Raw genomic sequence first — 25,693 nt, 5'->3', positions numbered from 1 at the left:
TAATTATTGAATGAGAGATTTTTGAGCGATTGAATGTCAAATTTAACGCTCAATATCCTCATTCACTCATTCTATCATTAAGTCATTCAATCATTAATTCACAACGGGTAGCTTGTAATATTGAGGTTTCTTTTCTTCTTCGAAAACTACATGTTCGAAATCAGTAACCACATTATATAAAGTATCGCGCTCTATTGCTTTTCTCCCCACTTGTTTAATCAGATTCACCAGTTCTTTGGTGCTCATTCCAGGCGTTTGCTCTTCTGCACCGGCCATTGAATATATTTTGGTGGTATCATCTAAAGTACCGTCAATATCATCAACACCATAATTTAAGGATAACTGAGCTGTTTCGCGGCTGATCATTGCCCAATAAGCTTTAATATGATCGAAGTTATCCATGTAAATACGGGCAATGGCGTAATTCCTTAAGTCTTCAATCACTGAAGATTCAGGTACATTGCTCATCTGGTTATGTTGATTTCTGAATTTTAGCGGAATAAAAGTCTGAAAACCACCTGTGCGATCCTGCAATTCTCGTAATTTCTCCATATGATCTACCCGGTGCCAATATTTTTCAATATGACCATAAAGCATGGTGGCATTACTGCGCATACCGAGTTTGTGCCATTCTTCATGTATATCTAACCATTGCTGACCAGTACATTTATCTTTAGCAATCTGTTCTCTGATTTCAGGGTGAAAAATCTCTGCTCCTCCACCTGGTATTGATTCTAGTCCGGCCTCTTTCATCAAACGCATACCTGTTGCATAATCGATTTTGGCTTTCTTAAAGATATAATGGTACTCCACAGGCGTTAATGCCTTCACGTGCAAATCAGGGCGGTGCTGTTTAATAGCGGTAAATAAAGCAGAATAAAAGGCCACATCGTATTGTGGAAGTACCCCACCAACAATATGCACTTCGGTTACAGGTTCGCCATCATATTTTTTAACGATATCGAGCATCTGCTCCATCGTTAAGGCCCAGCCTTCTTCTTTTTGTTTGATTAAACGCGAGTAGGAGCAAAATTTGCAGTCGTAAACGCAAAGATTGGTAGGTTCTAAATGGAAGTTTCGGTTGAAATAAGTTTTATCACCGTGTTTTTGTTCGCGGATAAAATTTGCCAGAACACCGAGGTAACCCAGTTCTGCATGTTCGTACAAATAAACGCCTTCATCAAAGGTAATACGTTCTCCATGAAGGACTTTGTGTGCTATGTTTTGTAATTCAGTTGATAAATTGGTATCAGCTAATATTTTTTCAACTTGCTCAGTTGTATTCATTCCTGATTTATTTTGAACAAAAATACAATAATGAGCCGATTTGAAAATCATTTTCTTGTAACAAACCGCGATTTTTGAATGTTGTCCTTGATAATTAACCACAGATTAACACAGATAATGATTGCTTTTTTAGGTGAGCTTAGCTGTAGGCGTTAATATTAGCCACGGAAACACGGAAGTCACGGAAAAATAACTATCAAACTTCCGTATAAACTGATGTTACCCCGCTTGACGGCCAGGTATGTAACAAAACCTGATTCTAATTTATATCTGTGTTATCTGTGGTTAAAAACCTCCTATAAAAGAGTCTAAGAAACTCCGTGTAAATCCGTGTTTCCGTGGCAATCCTAAAAGACGGTAACAAAAAAAGCACCTCTTTTCAGAAGTGCTTTATATGTTTTTCACAGGAAGATATTTTTAGCTAACTATCTTGCTGCAGGTACAAAAGTTAAAACGATGTTTGCAGTTTTGCCACCAAATTCAATCGGCGATTTCAAGATCATTTGTGTGCTGGAAAGATCAGTTAATACTAAACGGTAACCTTCTGTTACGTTTTTAGCTTTATCCCCTTCAAATATTTTCTTAAACTGGAAGGTTTGATCTTTAGGTGCTGCCGACCAGAAAATAGTCTGCATTACCGAACCACAAGCACTTGATGCTGGCAAAGTGTAAGAACCATTACCGCTATTGGTTAAGTTCCATGTACTTCCCTGGAAACATTTGTAAGATTTCTCTCCAAATAAACCTTGAACAGCGCCATCAGGCAATCCTTCTAAAGCTACATTACTCACTACCCATTCGCGAACAACTGTACCTCTGCTACCTGTTACACCTGCAGTTACTCTTTTTGCAGTATTACAACTTTGTAACATTACTAAAGTAGAACATGCTATTGCGATAGCTATAAATAATCTTTTCATTTTTGTTTAATTTAATTTCGTCAAACTTGTTACATAAATCTTGCCAAAACCATTACGAACCTTAAATTAGCGCCAAATTATTAAATTGCATCACCATATCACTTCGATCAAAATCAAATATTATGAAACCCGAAACCCTTGCTATTCACGCTTCTAATCTTGTAAAAAGCATTACCGGCGATGTTACCCTTCCTATTAATCTATCGACAACTTTTTTTCGCGACGAAGATGGAGGTTATCCAGGAGGCCATATGTATAGCAGGGTAAGCAATCCAAACCGGTCTGCTTTAGAAAACACTGTAGCCAAATTAGAATATGGCGAAGATGCTGCTGCTTTCTCTTCGGGCAATACCTGTGGTATGGTTTTGTTCCAGGCCTTAAAACCCGGTAGCCATATTATCGCTCCTGATGATATGTATTGGGGTATTAAAAAACAATTATTGACTATCTTTAACGATAGTTTGGAATTTGATTTTATTGATCAGACTGATCTAGACCTGATCCAATCGAGCATCAAACCTAACACCAAATTGATCTGGATCGAAACCCCATCTAACCCATTATTAAAGATTACCGATATAGAAGGAATTGCCAAAATAGCTAAAGCTAAAAACATTACAATGGCCTGCGACAGCACCTTTGCTTCGCCTATTTTACAAAACCCGATTTTACTGGGTGCTGATATTGTAATGCATAGCAGTACCAAATACCTGGGGGGGCATAGCGATGTACTTGGCGGGATTTTAGTAACAGCAAAAAAAGACGCGTTATGGGAGAAAATCAAAAACATACAGCAAACGGGTGGTGCGGTTCCTTCTCCCTTCGATTGTTTTCTGTTAACCAGAAGCATTAAAACCTTAGCCTATCGCATGAAAGGCCACTGCGAAAATGGAAAAATCATAGCTAACTATTTAAACGGACATCCAAATGTTGAGACTGTTTTTTATCCAGGTTTGGAAAGTCACCCACAGCACGAAATTGCAAAGAAACAAATGAAAGATTTTGGTGGAATGATGTCGTTTTTGGTTAAAGGGGATGTTGAAGCGGCCCACAAAGTGGCAAATAAGGTTCAGTTATTTGCACAAGCGACCAGTTTAGGAGGTGTAGAGAGTTTAATTGAGCACCGTTATTCGGTTGAAGGCCCTGATAGTAAAACGCCAAAAAATTTACTCCGTATATCTGTAGGCTTAGAACATGTGGATGATATTATCGCTGATCTAGCGCAGGCTTTAGGTTAAAAAAAATCGTCATTGCGAGAAGGCTTTTTCAGCCGACGAAGCAATCTTACAACGGTCGCTACTAGCGTGCGCTTCAAGATTGCTTCGTCGTTCCTCTTCGCAATGACGAATATTTGTTTTGAAATCTATTTAGGATTGCAAATCGTAGTCAACTTCAACGAATAATTTGCTTCTAATGGCTCATTGGTCTGTGCTAAACGTTGCGAACCTGTATTAGCCGGGCAGGCAATGTCACCAGCAGCATCATATATTAATTTTGTACCACCAGCTAATAATTCTTTAGGTACATAAACCTGTACCTTGGTAATCGAATAACCAGAAGGAAAATAACGCACATAATAACCGTCAGGGTGTTTGGTCCAGATGCCGCTTGGCACATCGCTTCTTGGTGGCGCCATACCCGCTATAATCGCATATTTTTCCATGTCGGCATAAGTATAATTTCCAGACGACACCAATTGACGGATATTATTTTCTGCTTCAAAAACAGCCCTCACCCCTGATGGTAACTGGTCTTTAGCCTTCTCCATTACATCGAAAGGCAAAACACCTAAAGCACCACCTTCCAATTGCGTAAGTTGTTTCGGTGTTAACAATTTAATGGCAGTTACTTTAACCTGGCCATTAAAATCGGCAAATTTTGTTCTTGCAATGATTGTCCAGAGTAAAGCCTGAATATCATGTTGGTCTACATCAGGATGTTTCTCAGCGCTTTTGAGTATAGAAACCACAATTTCTTCTTTAGGGCCTAAAACGGGTGCAAACATGTAACCATCACCCTTTGAAGGGGCGAAAGTTCCAGCTTTTAGGCAATAACTTTTATTGGTCATTTCGTAAAGTCCCTCGCAAAGCACAAAACCACCATCTGGATTTTTAGGCAGTAAGTACAAGGGCTGGGCTTTTAAATTTAATGAGTTAATAAAATCAGGCAGCTTTTCGCCTTCTCTATTTACGTCTTCAAAATTGGTGGTAATGGCAGCAGGTTGTTTTAAAAACTTGTCTACCCCTAAAGCTTTGGCGCCCTGGGCAGTGCCCACTTTTAATAATTTATCTTTTAAGCCTCCGAACTGAGCGTTTACATTATTTAAACAAGCGATAGTAAACAACAGGCCTAAACATAGGGATTTTGTATTTTTCATCATAATTAATTTAGATAGGTACCACAAACTTAGAATTTTAAGCGTTAATTCAGTATTAAAATTTCAGATTGTCATCGCATCATAAAAATACATAATTCATTTTCAATGAGTTAATGTAATTTCAAAATTTTATTTTGTGGATTAAAATTAAATTCAGACATTTGGAATATTATTTGGCAAATAGCTAAATAAAAGTCAATCTTCACGGGTTGATTTATAAAGAAGTGGCGAGAGACTGGCTCGATGACCCACTGGCAACCCTCAGAAAGAGAAGGTGCCAATTCCTGACCGGATAACATGGTGTTATTTGGAGATATAAATTAGAACTGATGAAAACATTAAATCTTCAATCGCTTAGCGAACCCAGTGCAGACCTTAAAAAGGTAGAACAAGCTTCTATTTCTTTTATTTGTTGCGATATGCATGCGATTACTTGTATGTTCTGTTGCATACAGTAATTTAAAAATCTTCCTTTTTTGTTTCTTTCAAATTGGAAGGTCCCGGAAAACCGGGATACGCCCTGCTAGGTTTTAGGATTATCCTAATTCTGTTATCTAATCACATCAACTAAAAAAATAGAAATTATGTCAACATCATATAAATTCGAAACTTTACAACTACACGCTGGTCAGGAAATAGATCCAACAACAGGATCAAGAGCTGTTCCTATTTACCAAACCACATCTTATGGATTTAAAAATGCCGAACATGGGGCTAATTTATTTGCATTAAAAGAGTTTGGCAATATCTACACCAGGATCATGAATCCAACCAACGATGTTTTCGAAAAACGTATTGCCGCTTTAGAAGGTGGCGTAGCTGCTTTGGCAGTCGCATCGGGGCAAGCCGCTCAATTTATAGCGTTAAATAACATATTGGAGGCTGGTGATAGCATTGTTTCTTCATCTCACATTTACGGAGGAACCTATAATCAATTCAAAGTAGCTTTTAAACGCTTAGGTATTCATGTCGATTTTGCAAATCCAGATGTACCTGAAGAATTTGAAAGCAAAATAACTGATAAAACAAAAGCAATCTTTTTAGAAACCATTGGCAACCCAGCATTTAGTGTGCCTGATTTCGAAAAAATTGCCGCAATTGCAAAAAAATACGATCTGCCTTTAGTGGTCGACAATACTTTTGGCGCAGGCGGGTATTTGTTTAAACCATTGGAACACGGAGCCAACATTGTTGTAGAATCTGCAACGAAATGGATCGGTGGTCATGGAACAAGTATTGGCGGTGTTATCGTTGACGGTGGAAATTACAACTGGGGCAATGGGAAATTCCCTCAATTCTCTGAGCCTTCAGAAGGTTATCATGGTTTGGTTTTCAGCGATGTTTTTGGTATCGGCGGACCATTTGGGAACATCCAGTTTATCATCCGTGCCCGAGTAGAAGGATTAAGAGATTTGGGACCTGCCCTATCGCCTTTCAATTCTTTTCTTTTATTACAAGGATTAGAAACTTTATCACTCCGGGTTCAACGCCATGTAGATAATGCATTAGCATTAGCCACCTGGTTAGAAAACCATCCATTAGTTAAAGAAGTTCAGTACCCTGGCTTAGCCAGCAGTAAATATAACAACCTGGCTAAAAAGTATTTAAGCAATGGTTTTGGCGCAGTTTTATCTTTCGAATTGGCTGGAAGCAAAGAAAATGCAACACAGGTAATTGATAACTTAAAACTGGTATCGCACCTGGCCAATGTGGGTGATGCAAAAACGCTGATCATTCAGCCTTCTGCCACAACACACCAGCAATTGAGCGAAACAGAACAATTAGCTGCCGGTGTTAAACCGAATGCGCTGAGGGTTTCTGTAGGCATTGAGCATATTGATGATATTAAAGCCGATTTCGAACAGGCATTTGCAACCATTAATGCCACAGTTCCGGCAGAGAATTTACAAGCCTAAACCCAAACCCCTTAGGGGCTTTTAACAACAACAACATTACAAAATGCATAATAGTAAAAACGACAATGTAAAATCCAATTCGGGGAATTTTGCGTCAACATATAGTTATAATAAACAGTTCAAATTAGAGAGCGGAAAAAAGATCCGTAACCTGCAAGTTGCTTATCAAACTTATGGCAAATTAAATGCAAATAAAGATAATGTGATTTGGGTTTGCCATGCACTTACTGCCAATGCTGATGTTTTTGAATGGTGGGAAGGTTTGTTCGGTGAAAATGCTTTGTTCAATCCGGAAGAACATTATATTGTTTGTGCTAATGTTTTAGGTTCACATTACGGCAGTACAAACCCATTAAGTACCAATCCCGTAACCGGCTTACCTTATTATCTTTCGTTTCCACAGTTTACCATCCGCGATTTAGTGTCGGCACACCAGTTATTGGCTTCGCATTTAGGTATTGATTATATTAAATTATTAATCGGAGGTTCTTTAGGCGGGCAACAAGCTGTTGAATGGAGCATTTCTGAGCCGAATAAAATCGAAAACCTGATCTTGATTGCCACTAATGCAGCACATTCTCCATGGGGAATTGCATTTAACGAAAGTCAGCGTTTGGCCATTACTACCGATAGAACTTTTTATGCCAACCAACCAAACGGTGGTAGCAAAGGTTTAAAAACTGCCCGTAGCATTGCACTTTTAAGTTATAGAACCTACAGCGCTTACGGCAGTACACAGGTAGAAAGCGTAAACGATAAAACCGACAATTTCAGGTCGTCTTCTTATCAGAACTATCAGGGAGAAAAACTGATCAACCGTTTTAACGCTTACAGTTATTATTATTTAACCAAAGCAATGGACAGCCACAATGTGGGCCGTAACCGCAAAAGTATTGCCGATGCACTAAAATTAATTACGGCAAATACTTTGGTAATCGGGATAGAAAATGACGTCTTGTTTCCTTTATCGGAGCAAAAATACCTGGCTGATCATATCCCAGGAGCAGAATTTAGTGCCTTGCACTCAGATTATGGTCACGACGGATTTTTAATCGAAACAGATGCCTTGACTAAGGTAATTGGAAACTTCATCAAGGAAAGCCGGAATAAAAAAATAATCAAACTACAGCATACCGCTTAGAAAGGCATAAGGTTTAGGGTTTTAGGGTTAAAATAAAGAGAACAACTAATATCTGTACCATCAAATTCAACAAAAAAATAATATAAAATAAATACAGTAAATCAGTGTAATCTGTTTATCTGTGTAATCACTTAAAAAAATGAGTAAGAATTTAAAAATCGGTTTATTTGGTTTCGGTGTTGTAGGACAAGGGTTATTGGATATTATCCAAAGCCAGAGCCTGAACCTGGAGATCATTAAAATTGCAATAAAAGACCCAAGAAAGAAGCGTACCCTTAATAAGGATCTGTTTACCACTGATCGCAACGAAATACTGAACAATACAGAGATTAATACGATTGTAGAATTAATTAATGATGCAGATGCTGCTTACGAAATTGTAACCACTGCATTAAAAAACGGTAAAAATGTAGTATCTGCCAATAAAAAAATGATCGCCACACATTTAAAAGAACTGGTAGATCTACAACAAGAGTATGGTACTTCTCTATTGTATGAAGGTGCCGTTTGCGGCAGTATTCCAATTATCCGTAACCTGGAAGAGTATTACGACAATGAATTATTCCATGCTTTGAGTGGAATTTTTAATGGCTCATCTAATTACATTTTGTCGAAAATATTTAATGAGAACCAAAGTTACGACTCGGCTTTAAAAGAAGCACAAGATTTAGGTTTCGCAGAAACCGACCCGATTTTGGATGTGGGAGGCTACGATCCAAAATATAAACTGGCTATTGCCACAGCACATGCATATGGTTTATTTGTAAACCCTGATGCCATTTTAAATATTGGCATACAGAACCTTTCTAACCACGACATTAAATATGCACGTGAGAAAAACTTTAAAATTAAATTGGTTCCTACGGCACGTAAAGTGAATACAAAAGATATCGTAACTTATGTACTACCGAAGCTGGTAGCTAAAGATGATTTCCTTTACAACGTAGAAAACGAGTATAATGCAGTTGCAGTTCAGGCGGCTTTTGCTGATAAACAATTTTTCTACGGTAAAGGTGCTGGAGGCCACCCTACTGGTGCTGCTGTACTTTCTGATATTGCCGCTTTGCGTTACGATTACCGTTACGAGTACAAAAAATACCACTCAGAAAATGGTGTAAAACATACCGAAGAAATTTTATTGGAGATTTACCTGCGTTATGCGGATGAAGATCTGATTACACTATTAGAATTTGACAACATCAGCGAACGTTATGCTGCAAGCAGCTATAAATATGTGGTTGGAACAGTTAAGCTGGAGAGTTTAATTAAAAACCGCGACTTGCTTTTGGATGAATCTGTTTTTGTGGCTTACACAGGCAGACAGATCTACAAACAAGAGCAATTGAGTGAAAATGTTTTTGCCCAGGAATTGGCAAGCCTATAATTTATTTTTAAGGTTAATTTTTTTATTTGTTTTGTTGTTAAGCACAAAGGTCGGAGCGAGTCCGACCTTTTGCGTTTATTTAAAATTTTCTAAGATCCTTTGTTTATCTTCATTTTCTTTATCATTTTTATGATAAAGTTCGATAAAAACTATCTTTTCTTCTTTTTCAAAGTAAGCATAAATTAATCTCAAACCAGAGTTTACCCCTCGACCTTTTAAACTATCGCAGGTAATTTTTTTAATCTTAATTACACATGTCGTAATGCCTAAATTATTAATTCGAAAACTAAAAGGATTGCGCTCATCAGGTTTTACCCTTAAAATTATCTTTACATCTTCCAAATCAGATTGCAGACTTCGATATCTTTTCAAAAGCTTTTTTAGATCCTTTTCAAAATCGTTTAGTGATTCAAAAACCATAACTAATCGTTATCATCTTCATCATAAACCCGAACAGAATATGGTAGTTCCCGATAAAAAGCTAAATTATAACTAATATCCTTGCCTTCTTCAGTAACTTCCCAAGGCAAATCCTTATGCGAATAATCGCTTATAGCCGTAGCCGACCAATCGCTCATTTGTTCGATAACTTTATCTATAACATCTTTTTCACTTGCCTTGAGTAAGGTTAAATTAGCTTTTTCAAGTGGCAGATAGCGCTTTTGTGGGTAACCTTTAAATTCTGTTTTTATTCGTTGAAGCTGATTTGCATCTATCATTTGATTGATAATAGCATCTAATTTTTGAGGGACAGGGCCATAAGGCAACTTTTTATACTTCGCACCTGTTAAATGCTCTTCATATAATTCGTAATAATTAAAATCAGAAAAATAAAGGAGTTTATACAGTACAGTTTCGCCAACATTAGGCTTACCTGCACAACGTTCTAAAATATAAAGCAAAACGTTTTTAAACTTATTTATATTTAAGGTTGGAACAGAAATTCGTTCCTCTACAACCTCATCGTTTATTTCATCAGGTAGTTTTAAACTTTGATTGGCCAGGAAATCTTTAGTCATGAAATCATCCAGAGAAAAACCCAGAGCTATAGATAGCTTTTGCATTTCGCTTAAGCTAACACTCCTGTTTCCCAACTCTATTTGTGCCAGGGAAGGCCTTGAAATCGCAATGCTTTTTGCCAGATCTTCTTGAGAGAAACTTTTTTTTAAACGTAGTTTAGCTATTCTTTCACCGATTTCCTTTTTAGATAGTTCGTACCTCATAAAGCAAAGATACGTTTTGTTTTAAAACAAAACAATAACATGATCTATTTAAGAACAAACCCTTTAATAAACATACATGACAGTTGTTGAGTCTTAAATTTATATAAGCTTAACTACTTTACCTTAATGTATTTTTCGATGATCACCCGGTCTACCCCTGCTTTTTCTACCTTCTCAATACCTTTCTGAATCAAAGTATCTTTATGGATAGCGAGTTTAAACTTAAAAGTCTTCCCTTCCCAATCTTTGTTTTTATAGTATTCTAAATGCTCGGTATAATCATCTTTATCTAATACAAAGCTTCCTCCGCCAGCATCAAAACTACTGGTATCTTTAGGATTAAGGCTATGTTTTAAAAATGCAAAATGAGTGTTATTAAATATCTTGATCATTTTCAGCTCGCCAGAATAATCCGTTGTTTGGCTTGTTCCATTTTCGATTGTTGTAGCTGATAATAACTGCCAGGTACCCTGAATATCAAGGTCTGAACCTTTTTTGCTTGCATCTTTGTTAACACAAGAAAATAATGAAAGTACTGCCAATAGCATTAAAATGTTTCTCATAATGGTATGTATTAATTTGGTTATTAAGTTCTTAAGTATTTATCCCCTTCCTGCCATTTTGATCAGCTTATGTGCGAGGTCTTTTCCTAAGTAACCATCAATTATGGCGTGTACGATATATAAAATCGGGGTCATTAAAATGGCCACAACGAATTTATAGGTATATCCTACTAAACCAATAGCAAAAACCTGTTGCCAGCTGTAATGGTATTGAGGATTTATATAAAATGCGATAAAAATGACCACAAAACTATCAATAAACTGAGAAACCAGTGTAGAACCAGTAGCGCGTAACCAAAGTGCCCGCTCCCCTGTTATTCTTTTTATTTTATGGAATATCAATACATCAACCATTTGCCCGATAATAAAGGCCGTAATCGATCCTACAATAATCCACATCCCTTGCCCGAATATCCCTGCAAATGCATTATTCATATTGAGGTCTTCCCCGTTTATATTTTGATGCACCCAGAAATCAGCAGCAGTTAAATGCATCGATCCCCAAACCACAAGAAAGGCAAATGCAATTAATATGGAGGTAAGAATAGACAAAAACCGAACCTGTTTAACACCAAAATATTCATTGATAATATCCGTCATGATAAAAATAATGGGCCAGGTTAATACTCCCGCCGACATTACAAAAGATAAATGCGGAACACCCAGTAAGTTTATATCGAACTTTTTAAAACCCAGCGTTTCTTCAACACTGAACAATTTAACTCCAATAAACTCTGATAATATAGCGTTTGCTACAAAAAAGCTACCCAGAATGAGTAGTAAACGGCTTTCTTTTGTCTTAAAAGTCATAGACTATAAATCTAGAAATAAATAGCAGATTTAGCATAGCAATCATCGTATTTTTAACAGAGATAACACAAAGATTACGCATCCACCCTATTGTATAATTGGTTTTCACTAAAAATATGATTTTTACAATCGTTCGACGGTAAAAATAGGTTAACAAATTAAATCTCCCAATCTTTGCGGAATCAAAACCTGGTAATCTTCATGGCTAAAAAACAACACTTTTATCTCATACTCATTTTAGGTTCATTGGCGGCACTCGGCCCCTTCTCTATCGACATGTACCTGCCTGGTTTTGTTGATATTGCAAAGGATTTGAGAAGTAACGAATCAACGGTAGCCCTATCATTATCAAGCTTTTTTATTGGGATTTCGGCCGGCCAGTTATTGTATGGTCCACTCCTGGATAAATTTGGGAGAAAGAAACCGTTATATTTTGGTTTAGCACTTTATATCCTGGCCTCTTTTCTTTGTTTGGCTGTAACTGATGTTAACCAACTAATTGTTTTACGTTTTGTGCAGGCCATTGGAAGCTGCGCCACTGCGGTTGCCTCAGTTGCCATGGTTCGGGATCTGTTTTCGGTAGAAGAAAGCCCGAAAGTATTTGCTTCCTTAATGCTGGTAATAGCGGTTTCACCTATGCTTGCCCCAACTGCAGGTGGCTATTTAATTTCGGCCCTGGGCTGGAAATATGTGTTTGTGTTTTTAGGATTGATGGCCGTTTTAATGCTCCTGGCTTCAATTTTCAAGCTACCGGAAAGTTATAAACCAGATCCAAATTACTCTTTAAAACCAAAGCCGATTTTAACCAATTTCTTAACCGTTTTAAAAGAACCTCAATTTTATACTTATGCATTGATTAGTTCAATTACCTTTTCAGGATTATTCGCTTATGTATCTTCGTCGCCTCAGGTATTTATGAAGATTTATGAGGTAAGTAAAACAGGCTACGGCTGGATCTTCGCACTCCTATCGGTATCTTTTATTGGCTCAAGCCAGGTAAATAGCCTGATATTAAAATGGTTTACCAGCAAAAATATTGTAACCTATGCACTTATTGCCCAATGTATTTTTAGTCTAATCTTTTTAGTTTTCGCCTTAAATAACTGGTTAAATTTATATTCTACCATAGGCTTTATCGCCTTATTTTTGGCCTGCTTGGGTTTAATTAATCCAAATGCGGCTGCCTTGTCGCTCGCTCCGTTTACCAAAAATGCGGGTAGTGCATCGGCCTTAATGGGTGCTTTGCAAATGGGGTTAGGTGCACTGGCCTCGGTAATGGTAAGTTTATTTAGCGAACACTCGGTTGTGCCTATGCCTTTGGTAATGACAGCAGCTGCGTTTATTGCTTTAGGCTGTTTACTAATCGGCAGGAGGTTTATCACCACCGAAGTGGAGGCATCGTCTGATGCTGCTGTTGCAGCGCATTAATATTTTACCACAAAGACACTAAGAACACAAAGAGATAAATCTCAATGCCCTCAGTGTCTTTGTGGGTAACTTATGGTACAAATAACTTGTAAATCAAATAGCAAACAATTGTACCCACTGTTGCGATGATAAAGCCGCTTAGTCGCTTCTTTTTGATAAAACAGATTAAGATAATTCCTGACATAGACACCAACGTCATCAGCACGGCAGAGATATCGATAATCCACGACCAGGCCTTACCAGAATCTCTTCCTTTGTGCAAATCGTTAATCACAGCCACAGCGCCAAATCTGGTTATGGTTAATTCATATTTACCAGTTTCGCGGTCTATAAAAGAATCGGCAAGATAGCCGGGGCCATTAAAGGTTAAACTCAGCTCCCTGTCATCCATCCTAAAATCGCTCAATGCGCCTTTAACCTCATGTTTACCCCTAAAAAACTCAACAATTTGTAACTTATTGATCTTATTCGTATCCGGTTGGTTTACCCATTTTAAGTCTACTGACCCAGAATCTTTAGCAACCACTTCCTTACCGGAAGTAAACCAATCGGCATGATTTAAAGTTAAACCCGATACTGCAAAGAACAGCAGAATCGTAAAACTTACCATTGATAAATAAATATGCAGCCAACGTGATAAACCGGCTAAACGCTTTTTACCCTTACCTTTTCCGTTATCTTTTTTAACCTGCTTTTTTCCTATGCCGCTAGGTGCAGCCGTTATCTTATTTTTTTGCGGTTCCGATTTTTCTGTAGTCAAGAGATGCTGATGTTAGTTCTGTATTTGGCGTTAATTCTATCTTTTTTGCAGAGCCGGTAAATTTCATTTCCTTAGCAATTACCTGATAAGTTCCATGCTCGCGGGCTACTTCAATAAAAACGGTGTAATTACCTGCTTTAACCAATTTACCACTATCGTCTTTTCCATCCCATGATAAGCTGTATTTACCTGGGCCACGTGTTGCAGAGCTTGTTGAACTCAGTTTTCCCTCTGCTCCTTTTTTAAACTCATCACCATTGGCACGGCTCCACGATTTTAAATCTGGCAACCAACGTGGTTTGTTATACCAAATAGCCAGGTTGCGTACAGGTGTTTTAGCGGCATCTTCAATCCATATTGCCACAAACGGACGACGGACACGTTTACCATCTGTAGATTCTATATTGGCAATTTCTAAGTTTACCACTAATTCATATTTAGTATTCCAAAGTTTATCCGCTTTGCTTGCTTTTTCCAAAACAGTAGCTGGCTTATTTAAAGCAAGCTCGTGATTAGCCCATTCTTTGCTTCTAATTTCTTTGCCATCTTTAGTGATTAACAAGTAGGCAATGTCATTTCTAGTCGCAGTTAATGCCTCAATCTCAGTAATAGAAAGTACATTAAAAGAAGTAGCTAAGGCACCTGCTTCACTCGCATCGGGACCAATAACCGTTGCACTGATTATCTCTGAAGCAGGCTTTCCAGTACGTGGATCAACAATATGCGAATACCATTTTCCATTTACATTAAAACCCCTGCGGTAATTACCACTGGTTGCCACAGCCATATTCGACACTTTGATTGTTGTTATAGCGGCATTGTTCTCGGCGTCAGCTTTAGGATTTGCAATTTCGATACTTTCTGGCTGGTTTCCTTTAATTACCATATCGCCACCAATATTCACCACCACGTTTTCAATTCCCGGGCTTTGAAGCGCTTTCTCAGCAGCTTTATTAATGATATAACTTTTTGCAAAAGAATTTAATGCCAATGGTGCATCATCTAAACGGGTAACCGTTTTATCCCGTTCGTTTAACATGTAGTGTTTTTGTTTAACCAAAGTAACTGCATTCGCTAACGCTTCAGCAGATGGTAAACGATCTTCGGCAGCTGCTTTTTTCCAAACATCACCTATTACTTTAGCTGATGCATCAAGCGCGCCATTTGTTAATACTTTATAATTCTCAAATTGCTTTAAGACTTCAAACAAATCTGCTGAAACTTTGGTGGTTTGTTTACCATTGCTCATCCATTTACTAAACTCGCTATTGGCTTTATAAGCACTTAAAATATTATCAAGCCTATCTATTTCATTTAATGCGCGCGTTTCAGCTAAATCTGCGTCGGCCTGACTGGTTGTTTTAAATTTTAATTCTAAGGATGTGCCCAATACATTTTCGTAGTTGGAAACAAATGTTCTTAAAGCTTTTTTTGGGCTAACAAATGCAGATGCACTCATTACCAGTAAAAAGGCAACGGTTAAGTGTTTAAACTTCATATTTAATCGATAATTGAGATTTTAATTGCAAAGAAAGGGCTTTATCTGGAATAATTTTAAATAAGGGGAAATATATTTGAAATAATACAAATTTGTCGATCTAAAATTCACTCATAGCCACCTGTTTAATGCGCTGTTTATTGATTTTAATTTAAGGTGAGGTTTTAATGATTCTTAAAAAGTTTTTCTTTATGCACAATTGTAATTGCACAACCCAGTAGCTGGGCTCTTGGCAAGGGTTTTTACGCTTTAAGCTTTTTTTTCCCTATTTTCGCTTATAAGATGCTTAATATACAATCTAAACTTCCTGGTGTAAGTACCACCATTTTTTCGGTGATGAGTAAACTTGCCGCTGAACATAATGCCATTAATCTTTCTCAGGGATTTCCTGACTATGCCTGCGATCCCAAACTAGTTGAATTGGTAAATAAAGCCATGCAAGATGGTTTTAATCAATATGCACCAATGCCTGGTTCTACTTTTTTAAAAGAAACCATAGCAGAAAAAGTAGAAAAACTATATAACATAAAATATAATCCTGAAACAGAAATTACGGTTACAGCAGGTGGAACACAAGCTATTTTTACTGCATTAGCCGCCATTATCAATGCTGGTGATGAAGTTATCATTTTTGAACCAGCTTACGATAGTTACGCACCTACCATTAAACTTTTGGGAGGCCTGGTTAAAACCTACGAGCTTGCTCCGCCGAGTTATGCCATTGACTGGGATATGGTCAAAAAATTGTTTACGGCCAAAACCAGAATGATCATCTTAAATACACCACAAAACCCAACGGGTAGTATTTTATCCTCAGATGATATGAAATCGCTTATAAAATTGATCACGGGTACCGACATTTTAATCTTGAGCGACGAGGTTTATGAACATTTAATTTACGATGAACAAAAACATCAAAGTGTAATGCTTTATCCTGAATTAAAGCAAAGAAGTTTTATTGTAGCCTCTTTTGGTAAGCTCTTACATGCTACTGGCTGGAAACTGGGTTACTGTTTGGCACCGGAGAAACTAACCAAAGAATTTAGGAAGGTACACCAATTTAATGTTTTTAGCGTTAATAGTCCCATGCAGCAAGCCATTGCCGATTATATCAAAGAACCTAAAAATTATACTGAAATAGGCACATTCTTTCAACAGAAAAGAGATTATTTTAGAGACCTTTTGGCCGAAAGCCGTTTTAAGCTTTTACCTTGCAACGGCTCATATTTCCAATGCGCAAGCTACAGCAGTATCAGCGATGAAAAAGACACCGATTTTAGCATGAGGCTGATCAGGGAATTTGGCGTGGCAACCATTCCGGTTTCTGCATTTTACCAAAAAGCTACCGATCATAAAATTATCAGGTTCTGCTTTGCTAAAGAAAACGCTACACTTGCCTTAGCGGCTGAGAAATTAAAAAACGTTTAACCAGACTAAACCTATATAAAATGGAAGCACCTGTTTACACTCAAATAGAAAATCTGAAAGTAACTGTCTTTCAGGCCTATCTTTTTTGGGAAAACATTGAGAAAAACCTTTTGAATCTGGCACTTAGATTATCGATGGGTGTAAGGGAGAAAACCGATATTATTATTTTACCCGAAATGTTTAACACAGGTTTTAGCATGAACTCTGAAGCCTTAGCCGAAGAAATGGGTGGAAAAACGATGCAGTGGATGCAAAAAATGGCACACCAGTACAACTGCGTTGTTACAGGGAGCATCATTATAAAAGAAAACAATCAATATTTTAACCGTTTAATCTGGATGGAGCCAGATGGCAAAAACCAGCATTACGATAAACGCCATTTGTTTGGCATGGGTGATGAAGATCACCACTTTAGTCCAGGTAAAGAAAAACTTATTGTCGAACTTAAAGGCTGGAAAATCAGATTGGCCATTTGTTACGATTTGCGTTTTCCGGTTTGGTTGCGCAATGTAGACCAGGAATACGATATCTTACTTTTAGTTGCCAATTGGCCAGATAAACGATCGGCACATTGGAAAGCATTAATTCCGGCCAGGGCAATAGAAAACCAGAGTTATGTTATTGCCGTAAACCGCGTTGGACATGATGGGAATCAGATTTACCACAGCGGATTATCCATGTGCTTAGACCCTTACGGTAATACCGTTTATTATAAACCTGAAGACGAAGATTTATATACATTTAGTATCAATTACGAAGAACTGGTTAAAATCAGAAGACAATTTCCATTTTTAAAGGATGCAGATCGGTTTACTATTAGTTAAATTATAACCAATAATCAAATTACAACAATCAAACTTGAGCGATCGGTTCAACAATTTACCAATCAGAACAATGTAACAATTGAAAATAGTGGTCGATCCATCAATTAACTATCACAAACACTAACCACACACATGTTTAACCGCCGCAAATTTATAAAAGCATCTGCCCTATCGGCTGGATTGCTGGCCATTGATAAAAGTAGTATTGCTCATGTAATTCCACATGAGGAAACAAAAGCAGAAAATTTCCCGATTGTAATTTCCACCTGGGACTTTGGAATTGCGGCAAATGCTGATGCATGGAAGGTTTTATCAACCGGTGGGCGTGCCTTAGATGCTGTAGAACAAGGCGTTTGGGTGCCGGAAGCTGATGAGAATAACCAATCTGTTGGATATGGTGGTTTGCCAGATCGCGATGGACATGTTACCCTCGATGCCTGTATTATGGACGAACTTGGTAACTGTGGTGCCGTTTTAGCGCTCGAACATATTAAACACCCTATTTCGGTTGCACGTAAAGTAATGGAAAAAACACCGCATGTGATGTTGGCCGGTGATGGGGCCTTGCAGTTTGCTTTGGAGCAGGGGTTCAAAAAAGAAAATTTACTTACGCCCGCAAGCGAAAAAGCCTGGAAAGAATGGTTAAAAACGGCGAAATATGCTCCTGTTATGAACGTCGAAAATAAGCTTTACCAGAAAGCTGCGCCACAAAAACTTCCTGGAAACCAATATAACCACGATACGATTGGTATGCTCGCTATTGATGCTAAAGGAAACATATCTGGTGCATGTACAACCAGTGGCATGGCCTATAAATTACATGGAAGGATTGGTGATAGCCCGATTATTGGCGCTGGCCTTTATGTAGACAATGAAGTTGGTGGTGCAACTTCAACAGGTGTAGGTGAAGAGGTAGTCAGAAACGTTGGATCTTTTTTGGTAGTAGAATTAATGCGTCAGGGTTATAGCCCCGAAGCCGCCTGTAAAGAAGCGGTAATGCGGATCATTAAAAAGAAGCCCGAAACTGCTAAGAACATACAGGTAGGTTTTTTAGCCATCAACAAAAAAGGCGAGTATGGTGCTTATGCCATTCAGAAGGGTTTTAGTTATGCCGTTTGCAATGCAGAAAAACAAGACCTTTTAATCAAAGGAAAAAGTTATTATTAATATGTTGAATTTTCCCAAACGATTAACAAAAATGAAACGGTAAATGGGATTATTATCTAAGATTTTCGGAAAGAAAAATGTTGCCGAGCGCGAAGGTGAGCCAGACATGGTTTATGTGCCGAGCGAAGATGAACGCATGAACTGGGCGATCGAAAAAGCCAATTTAACCCTTTGGTATTTCGAAGAAAGTTTAAAAAACCAGCAACCTTATCAGAACTATTTTTCGATTAAAGTACTCATTACCGATGGTGATGAAGGCGAACATATTTGGTTAACAGATCCACATTTTGATGATGAAGGGAATTTATTTGGTACCGTCGGAAACGAACCGGTAAATATTCGTTCCGTAAAATTTAATCAAAAAATCGGCATAAAGCGCGATTTAATCTCGGATTGGATGATTATTGAAAACGGCCGGTTAATTGGCGGTTATACCATACGCGCCATTAGGGATGGCGTTGCAGAAAAAGAGAAAGCAGCATTTGATAACAGCATAGGTTTATATATTGATGAGGGCGTTGATCATTTTAAAGCCAATCTCGAAACACCAGAAGGTGCGATTCTGGCGATAGAAAAAGCCTACAACAATAAAGATATTGATGCCGCCATAGCCTGTAAAGATTTTTTTGAAGAAGCTAAATCCTTACTCTCTGTGATGAAAATGGAAATTGATCAGGATATTATCAACGAAACAGCCGAAGTGCTTAAGCTATCTTTCATCAATAATATAGAAGAACATGGTTTTCCTGATTTTTCCACTATCCAGAATGCTTTTCCGGAACGTAAAAAAGTTGACGAAACCCACTGGGTAATTACAGAGGTATGCTGGTATCCAGATGGTGGAAAATCAGTGCAATTACTTAATACCTACAAATCGCCAAAGGGATGGGTGGTTTTAGGACCGGCAGGACCACAGGAATAATATAAATTAATTTAATCTAATATAATGAGTGAAGTGGCAATTGGTTGCTTGGAAGTATGTGCTAATTCTTATCAATCGGCATTGGCTGCGCAAAATGGCGGAGCGAAAAGAGTGGAGCTTTGCGATAACCTGGCCGAAGGTGGTACTACACCAAGTTATGCTCAAATTGCCTTGGCTAAGAAAAACCTATCCATCGAAGTTTGGCCAATTATCCGCCCGCGCGGAGGTGATTTTTTGTATTCCGAAATCGAGTTTGAGTTAATGAAAGAAGATATAAAAATCTGCAGATCATTAAATTGTGATGGTATAGTTACCGGAATACTTAAGGCAGATGGAACTATCGATAAAGAAAGGTGCGCTGAACTGATTGAACTGGCAAAACCTATCGAGGTAGCTTTCCACAGGGCATTTGATATGAGCAACGATATGGATCAGGCATTGGAAGATTTAATTGCGCTCAACATAAAAAGGGTGCTTACCTCCGGAGGTGCTTCTTCTGCAATTCAGGGAGCCGAAAAACTGGCACAGCTTGTAAAAAAGGCCAATGGCAGGATTACCATCATGCCTGGCGCCGGTATAAATGAAAACAACATCAAAAATCTTATTGATCAAACAGGTGCCAGGCAATTTCATGCTTCAGCAAAGGAATTTGTGCCAAGTAAAATGGAATTCAGAAATACGGAAACCAAGATGGGCAGTATTGAGGACGAATATCGATACGAACTCACCTCAGAAATAAAAGTGAAGGCTTTGGTTGATGGTATAAATAAGGCTGTTATTTAAGTTTGCCGAAATTTATATTACCGGCAAACTCTTAATCAAAATGAGCTTGAATGCTCTTATATTTCTTATCTGGTAAATAGTTAGCATCTTAGTTAAAGTGTCGACAATCAGCATAATGTAGTTTTCAACATATAAGAAATTTAAGAAAACATAAGTTAAGACGCACTAAAGTGTATTAGCTGGTCAAAATTAAGGCTTATATTTATCAATTAAATGATTTAATTACCTTAAAATCATCCTCGTTGCAAACGAGGACGATAAACACAACTTTAAATTAATGCGCTAACAAAATGAAAATAATTTTCAAACCCTATAACTTCCTCGTTCTAATTGCTACACTTCTTTTGGCAACTTCGTTATTGGCGCCGGCATATAGTCTGGATTTCAATATACACGACACTTATTTTATGGTCGGTAATATTCCACTCATCAGGTGGTTTGCTATATTTTTATTCGTTTTTGCGTTATTCTACAAATTGTTAAAATCATTTTTAGCATCCAATACTTTGAGTTGGGTTCACATATTGTCATCTATTTTATTCTTTTTCCTTGCTTGTTATTCCACCTATAGTTTCAAAAGGTCACTTACCCTAGTCGAGCTTACCAGCGCAGACTCGACAGATTACTCACAAGGATTCAAGAACAGCACCGCTGCATTGCTATTGGGATTTCTGCTTGTTCAACTATTACCGATTGTAAATCTTGTAATAGGCTTAATAAAACGAAAACGTGCTGTAAGTTAATTTATTTAACCAGTCTATTTCAGTATGTAAACCCAGGAACAAAAACTGTATACATTCAATTAATATTCAAGTAATTAGTTATATTTAATCAAACCAATAAACTAATTATCATGAAGAAATTATCATCCTTGATCATGGCTTCCTTAATTTTTGCAGCATGTCAAAATAAGGAAGCTAAAACTACGGATATGGCAGCAGTTGCAGATAGTACAAAGTATCCGTATACCATTAAACAAGTACAAAACTGGGAAATGAACCCCGATTCCAAAAATGCGGTAACTGCAATGACACTTATTAAAACATTCGAAAATCTAGATACAGCCAGTATGAGCAAGGTGCTTGCTGACCGTGTGGCCTTAGACCTGGATGGTTACAAATTTAAAGGGACAAAAACCGAGCTCCTGAAAGAATTACAGGGCGAATTCGACAAAATGAAGGCTTTTAAAATAGACATGCAAGACATGGAATCGGTTGTGAACAAAGATAAAAGTGAAGAATGGGTGAGCCTGTGGTACAACCAGGTATCTACAACAAAAGAAGGTAAAACCGATACAGTGGCTTTATTTAATGATATTAAATTGAAAAACGGAAAGGTGGTGAGACTGTCTGAATATGTTCAGCATCGAATGAAGAAATAGTTTAAAAGAAGGTGTATCATAAATATAGATTGTCATCCCGAGGGATAATTTATTCTATAAAAATCAATATAAATGGCATGAATTAAGAGAAATAATATCGTCATTTCGACCGCAGTGTTCCAAAGGAACCCCTTCGGAGGAGAAATCTTTTAAATTTGATTTCAATAACTTGGTACAAAGATCTCTCTCCCGAAATTTCGGGACTGCGCTACAGTCGAGATGACGACCATTCTTTTGGACCTGTTAATGGTAGGATAATTTATTGCATAAGAATCAATATAATTGACATGGTTTTAAGAGAATGAATACCTCGGGGCATCGTCATTGCGAGAAGGCTCTTTCAGCCGACGAAGCAATCTTTATGGCAGGATCACTAGCATGAAAGATTGCTTCGTCGTTCCTCCTCGCAATGACGGCCTTTTTGGAATCTGTCAATGGTAGCCAGTCGAAAGACTAGATTAAATAGCCTTGGCAGCGTGTTTCGACTACTTGCCCAATTCATCGGGAAGCTCAACATAAGACAACCTGAAGAAAAATTACTTTTATGATACCACCGCTTTTTCTCTATAGCTTATTAATCTCCACTTCCAGGAACATAATGCAAACCTGGCGTAAGGTAATGAAGCAAAATAACCCTCGAATAGCGGTAATTAATTGGAGATAACAATAAAACACCCGTTAAAATTAAACCTACATAATACCACAGGTTTTCATAAATTAAAGGCAAACCTAAAACATACGATGCTACACCAATGGTAATGATTTCTGCAACGTTCATGGCATAACTTACAAACATCGCTACATAGAAAAATCCCGGTTCGCGCTCAAACTTTAAGTTGCAATGCGGACAGTTAATATTCGTTTTTTGTAATCTGAAAGAATAAGCGCTCACCGTAAAGATATCTCCTTTGCGGCAACGCGGGCATTTACACTGTACAAAAGCTTGAAATTTGGATAACTCAGCCATAATCTTATAATTTAATACCACAAAGATAAGTCCAAAATTAAATACTAATTTATGATCTACATCATGTTTGAGGGTTTAGGATATTGGTTCATTAGTCATTTGTTCATTGGTCACTGGTCATTGCACATTTATTTATTGATTCCCAATAAAAAGGCTAAAACTTTACTATTTTCCCTTTAATGGTTTTAATCAGGCCTTTTTCGGCCAGTATTTTAGTTCCCCGAATAACTGTTTCTACCCTTAAACCAGTCATATCTGCTAATTCTTGCCGCGTTACCTTTAAATGTTCACCTACAGCAATATCGTTAAGGAGGTAATTGATAATCGTTAACAATCGATGCTCTGCTTTTTCGCTTGCCAGTTCTTCCAGCATCATTGATTTATAAAAAAGGCGGCTACTTAGCGTGCGGATCAGATCCATACTAAAATCAGGTTCGTTTTTAATCAAACCAAAGAAATCTTCTTTGTTTACAGCAATAATCTGCGAATCTTTATTGGTGATCGTATAAGCTAAATAAGGCCGGTCGATTAATAATGCAGGCTCGCCAAAATGCTGTCCCGTTTTAAAAACCCCTTGAATAAATTCCTTTCCATCATCGCTAACCGTAACCATTCTTACCTCCCCTGATTTGATAAAATAAACATAGCGCGGATGCATACCGGGCTCATAAACAACCGAATCTTTTGGATAGCTTTTAAGTTTTAAACCTTTATCAATCAGTTTCTGGAAGTTCATCATAATTTAGGCCAATAAGTACTGGAGTAGGTCTATAAAAGATCTTAAAGATCATTTTCGATATAATTGTCATTTGTCATTCTGAACGAAGTGAAGAATCCCTAGCAATGAAACACCTAACCTAAAACTACCTCGCTAACAAATCCAATAGATCATAAAAGCATGCTAATATCTTAAAGATTCTTCATTGCATTCAGAATGACAAAGTTCACGAAAACTATCCTAATGTTTCTTTCATTAAACGGGTATAAAACGCTTTCAACGTAATACCCATTGCCGCTACCTGTTGTGGGATAAAGCTGGTTGCTGTTTGCCCGGGAATGGTATTGATTTCGATAAAATAAAACTTACCGGTTCCTTCTTCCAGGAAATAATCGACACGTACCACTCCCCTACAATTTAGTTTCTTATATATATCCTTTACCACCTGTTGTACGCGGCTCACCTCTTCTTCATTCATTCTGCCTGGTGTAATTTCTTCAGTTGCGCCTGGAGTATATTTGGCTTCGAAATCAAAAAATTCATTTGCCGGGATAACTTCTGTAGTTGGCAAAACAATAATCTTTCCCTCAGCGCCAAAAACGCCGATCGAAAACTCCCTGCCGCTCACAAACTCCTCGATTAAAATCTGGGTATCTTCCTTAAATGCCTTTTCAATGGCTTCTTCGAGATCATCAGTATGTTTTACCTTACTCATGCCAATGCTACTACCCCCGCTATTTGGTTTAACAAAATAAGGCAATCTTAGATCTTGCTTAATTTGATTTAAACTATAGTTGCCACCTTTAAATATCTGAACAGATTTTGCGGTGTACAGGTTATCAATGCCTGCTACAACCGCTTTGGTATAACCTTTATTCATTGTAATTGATGAAGTTAGTGCATCGCAGGCAGTGTACCGGATACCTAACATATCAAAATAGCCCTGTAATTTTCCATCCTCACCAGGCGAACCATGAATAGCAATAAAAACGCCGTCGAACTTAATTTTTCTTCCTTCAAGTGTTAACGAAAAATCATTTTTATCAATTTCAATTTTAACAGAATCAGCAGGCTCATAAAACCAGCCTTTTTCGTTCAGCATAATCTTATACACATCATATAAATCAGGGTCGATATTTTGAGCAATAGTGGCTGCGCTTTTCACCGAAACAACCCATTCGCCTGTGGTACCGCCTGTTAACAATGCTATAGTTTTCTTCATGTTAAAAATCCTTTTATAAATAGAAATTGAATATAAATATATCCTCAAAAATATAAATATCTTTGTGCTTTAGTAATATTGGAGAAGAGAATTATTGAATGATTGAATGAGGAAATGGATTCTATAATTCAATCAATCATTAAAATAGTTACATTTGAGCTTGTACGCATAACCCAAATTAAGATTCATGTCTAAATTTATAGATTATTTAAAAACCAAATCGTTTAGAAACAATATTTTAGCTGCAATAGTAACCGTTATTGTGCTCCTACTGGTCGCTTTTTTTAGTTTAAGGTATTACACCAAACACGGACAGGGCCTAAATGTGCCTATGGTAAAAGGCTTATCTTTTGAGCAGGCAGTTAAGAAACTCGAAGATGCCGGACTAAAATATGAAGTAGATTCTGTTTTTATTATGGATCAACCTGCCGGAATTGTAATTGATCAGGATCCTGATCCAAATACTTTTGTTAAAGATAACCGTACCATTTATTTAACTATTAACGCCGGTAAAACACCAAATACAAAATTCCCTGATATAGCGTTTAAGACCTTAAGAGAAGCACAGGCCATTATAGAAAGTTCGAGATTAAAACTCGGAGATACCACCTATAAGCCAGATGTAAGCCGAGATGTGGTTTTAGAAGCTTCTTTTGGCGGTCAGCCAATAACAGTCGGACAGATTGTGCCTGTTGGCTCGAGAATTAACCTGGTATTGGGCGATGGACGTGGGAACGAAGAAGTGGATATTCCACAACTCATGGGATTAACGATGGATGAAGCCAAATTTAGCCTAAGAGGTTCGAACCTGAGTTTAGGTACCATTATTTACGATGGTCCGATTACCGATAGTGCTGCTGCTATTATTACTAAACAAGATCCTATGTTGGTTGATTCGTTAACCAAAGTGGCTATAGGCACAAAGATTAACATTACCCTATCTAACAAACAACAATAAAAACGTATCATATTTA

The 25,693-nt window shown here is 37.6% G+C and carries 24 protein-coding genes and 1 riboswitch; of the genes, 12 read left to right on the top strand and 12 right to left on the bottom strand.

Annotation, left to right across the window (positions count from 1 at the left end; all coding sequences use genetic code 11):
* Positions 1-93 precede the first annotated feature (93 nt).
* Positions 94-1,287, bottom strand: coding sequence for an aminofutalosine synthase MqnE (gene mqnE, locus ACTJKN_RS10715; RefSeq protein WP_440824828.1), 1,194 nt, complete (start codon positions 1,285-1,287; stop codon positions 94-96).
* Between the two features lie 425 nt (positions 1,288-1,712).
* Positions 1,713-2,207: a hypothetical protein gene (locus ACTJKN_RS10710; protein ID WP_055907819.1), complete on the bottom strand. Its 495-nt coding sequence runs from the start codon at positions 2,205-2,207 to the stop codon at positions 1,713-1,715.
* 122 nt (positions 2,208-2,329) lie between these two features.
* Between ACTJKN_RS10710 and ACTJKN_RS10705 the strand changes: the two genes are divergently transcribed.
* Complete coding sequence (locus tag ACTJKN_RS10705) at positions 2,330-3,445, top strand: trans-sulfuration enzyme family protein (protein WP_440824826.1); 1,116 nt, start codon at positions 2,330-2,332, stop codon at positions 3,443-3,445.
* Between the two features lie 125 nt (positions 3,446-3,570).
* On the opposite strand, the gene ACTJKN_RS10700 is transcribed toward ACTJKN_RS10705, so the two are convergent.
* Entirely contained in the window at positions 3,571-4,584 is a 1,014-nt protein-coding gene (locus ACTJKN_RS10700) for a hypothetical protein (protein WP_440824824.1), read from the bottom strand.
* 211 nt (positions 4,585-4,795) lie between these two features.
* Positions 4,796-4,906: riboswitch (SAM riboswitch) on the top strand.
* Positions 4,907-5,168: 262 nt separating this feature from the next.
* On the opposite strand from ACTJKN_RS10700, the gene ACTJKN_RS10695 reads away from it, so the two are divergent.
* The 3 genes from ACTJKN_RS10695 (at position 5,169) to ACTJKN_RS10685 (ending at position 9,025) form a co-directional block, all read left to right on the top strand.
* Positions 5,169-6,500, top strand: a complete 1,332-nt coding sequence (locus ACTJKN_RS10695; RefSeq protein ID WP_440824822.1) for an O-acetylhomoserine aminocarboxypropyltransferase/cysteine synthase family protein — start codon at positions 5,169-5,171, stop codon at positions 6,498-6,500.
* 43 nt (positions 6,501-6,543) lie between these two features.
* Entirely contained in the window at positions 6,544-7,641 is a 1,098-nt protein-coding gene (locus tag ACTJKN_RS10690; protein ID WP_440824820.1) for a homoserine O-acetyltransferase family protein, read from the top strand.
* A gap of 139 nt (positions 7,642-7,780) precedes the next feature.
* Positions 7,781-9,025: a homoserine dehydrogenase gene (locus ACTJKN_RS10685; RefSeq protein WP_440824818.1), complete on the top strand. Its 1,245-nt coding sequence runs from the start codon at positions 7,781-7,783 to the stop codon at positions 9,023-9,025.
* 75 nt (positions 9,026-9,100) lie between these two features.
* Here ACTJKN_RS10685 and ACTJKN_RS10680 read toward each other — a convergent pair whose 3' ends face one another.
* From ACTJKN_RS10680 to ACTJKN_RS10665, 4 genes are all read right to left on the bottom strand, one after another.
* The gene (locus ACTJKN_RS10680) at positions 9,101-9,445 is read right to left on the bottom strand and encodes a hypothetical protein (RefSeq protein ID WP_440824816.1); all 345 of its coding nucleotides are present in this window, start codon (positions 9,443-9,445) and stop codon (positions 9,101-9,103) included.
* A 2-nt stretch (positions 9,446-9,447) separates the two neighbouring features.
* Positions 9,448-10,248, bottom strand: a complete 801-nt coding sequence (locus tag ACTJKN_RS10675) for a type II toxin-antitoxin system antitoxin SocA domain-containing protein (protein ID WP_440824814.1) — start codon at positions 10,246-10,248, stop codon at positions 9,448-9,450.
* Between the two features lie 113 nt (positions 10,249-10,361).
* On the bottom strand, positions 10,362-10,811 hold the full coding sequence (locus ACTJKN_RS10670) for a hypothetical protein (protein WP_440824812.1): 450 nt from the start codon (positions 10,809-10,811) through the stop codon (positions 10,362-10,364).
* 39 nt (positions 10,812-10,850) lie between these two features.
* Entirely contained in the window at positions 10,851-11,621 is a 771-nt protein-coding gene (locus ACTJKN_RS10665; protein ID WP_440824810.1) for a queuosine precursor transporter, read from the bottom strand.
* Positions 11,622-11,822: 201 nt separating this feature from the next.
* Here ACTJKN_RS10665 and ACTJKN_RS10660 point away from each other — a divergent pair, with 201 nt between their 5' ends.
* Positions 11,823-13,049, top strand: a complete 1,227-nt coding sequence (locus ACTJKN_RS10660; protein ID WP_440824808.1) for a multidrug effflux MFS transporter — start codon at positions 11,823-11,825, stop codon at positions 13,047-13,049.
* Positions 13,050-13,119: 70 nt separating this feature from the next.
* Here ACTJKN_RS10660 and ACTJKN_RS10655 read toward each other — a convergent pair whose 3' ends face one another.
* Positions 13,120-13,809: a PepSY-associated TM helix domain-containing protein gene (locus ACTJKN_RS10655; RefSeq protein ID WP_440824805.1), complete on the bottom strand. Its 690-nt coding sequence runs from the start codon at positions 13,807-13,809 to the stop codon at positions 13,120-13,122.
* Positions 13,775-15,307, bottom strand: a complete 1,533-nt coding sequence (locus ACTJKN_RS10650) for a DUF2271 domain-containing protein (RefSeq protein WP_440824803.1) — start codon at positions 15,305-15,307, stop codon at positions 13,775-13,777. Before ACTJKN_RS10650 ends, ACTJKN_RS10655 begins: the two co-directional genes overlap by 35 nt.
* Before the next feature lie 282 nt (positions 15,308-15,589).
* On the opposite strand from ACTJKN_RS10650, the gene ACTJKN_RS10645 reads away from it, so the two are divergent.
* From ACTJKN_RS10645 to ACTJKN_RS10620, 6 genes are all read left to right on the top strand, one after another.
* Positions 15,590-16,735, top strand: coding sequence for a methionine aminotransferase (locus ACTJKN_RS10645; RefSeq protein WP_440824801.1), 1,146 nt, complete (start codon positions 15,590-15,592; stop codon positions 16,733-16,735).
* A gap of 20 nt (positions 16,736-16,755) precedes the next feature.
* Positions 16,756-17,559 (top strand): amidohydrolase, encoded by an 804-nt coding sequence (locus tag ACTJKN_RS10640; RefSeq protein ID WP_215127354.1) that lies wholly within the window; start codon positions 16,756-16,758, stop codon positions 17,557-17,559.
* A gap of 132 nt (positions 17,560-17,691) precedes the next feature.
* Positions 17,692-18,726, top strand: coding sequence for a N(4)-(beta-N-acetylglucosaminyl)-L-asparaginase (locus ACTJKN_RS10635; protein ID WP_440824799.1), 1,035 nt, complete (start codon positions 17,692-17,694; stop codon positions 18,724-18,726).
* 43 nt (positions 18,727-18,769) lie between these two features.
* A complete protein-coding gene (locus ACTJKN_RS10630; protein WP_440824797.1) occupies positions 18,770-19,648 on the top strand; it encodes a YegJ family protein in 879 nt (292 codons plus the stop codon).
* Between the two features lie 24 nt (positions 19,649-19,672).
* Positions 19,673-20,431: a copper homeostasis protein CutC gene (locus ACTJKN_RS10625; RefSeq protein WP_440824796.1), complete on the top strand. Its 759-nt coding sequence runs from the start codon at positions 19,673-19,675 to the stop codon at positions 20,429-20,431.
* Between the two features lie 853 nt (positions 20,432-21,284).
* Positions 21,285-21,812 (top strand): hypothetical protein, encoded by a 528-nt coding sequence (locus ACTJKN_RS10620; protein WP_440824794.1) that lies wholly within the window; start codon positions 21,285-21,287, stop codon positions 21,810-21,812.
* A gap of 574 nt (positions 21,813-22,386) precedes the next feature.
* Here ACTJKN_RS10620 and ACTJKN_RS10615 read toward each other — a convergent pair.
* The 3 genes from ACTJKN_RS10615 to ACTJKN_RS10605 all read right to left on the bottom strand — a co-directional run bounded on the left by ACTJKN_RS10615 (position 22,387) and on the right by ACTJKN_RS10605 (position 24,719).
* Positions 22,387-22,779: a DUF983 domain-containing protein gene (locus tag ACTJKN_RS10615; protein ID WP_440824792.1), complete on the bottom strand. Its 393-nt coding sequence runs from the start codon at positions 22,777-22,779 to the stop codon at positions 22,387-22,389.
* A 154-nt stretch (positions 22,780-22,933) separates the two neighbouring features.
* Positions 22,934-23,518 carry a Crp/Fnr family transcriptional regulator gene (locus tag ACTJKN_RS10610; protein WP_440824790.1) on the bottom strand — a complete coding sequence of 195 codons (585 nt, stop codon included), beginning with the start codon at positions 23,516-23,518 and terminating at the stop codon, positions 22,934-22,936.
* A gap of 214 nt (positions 23,519-23,732) precedes the next feature.
* A complete protein-coding gene (locus ACTJKN_RS10605; RefSeq protein WP_440824788.1) occupies positions 23,733-24,719 on the bottom strand; it encodes a D-alanine--D-alanine ligase in 987 nt (328 codons plus the stop codon).
* A gap of 187 nt (positions 24,720-24,906) precedes the next feature.
* Here ACTJKN_RS10605 and ACTJKN_RS10600 point away from each other — a divergent pair, with 187 nt between their 5' ends.
* Positions 24,907-25,677 (top strand): PASTA domain-containing protein, encoded by a 771-nt coding sequence (locus ACTJKN_RS10600; RefSeq protein WP_440824786.1) that lies wholly within the window; start codon positions 24,907-24,909, stop codon positions 25,675-25,677.
* Positions 25,678-25,693: the final 16 nt, after the last annotated feature.

The organism is Pedobacter sp. 22163, assembly GCF_052045595.1.
Taxonomy (GTDB): domain Bacteria; phylum Bacteroidota; class Bacteroidia; order Sphingobacteriales; family Sphingobacteriaceae; genus Pedobacter.
This window is presented reverse-complemented; position numbering and strand designations above follow the sequence as displayed.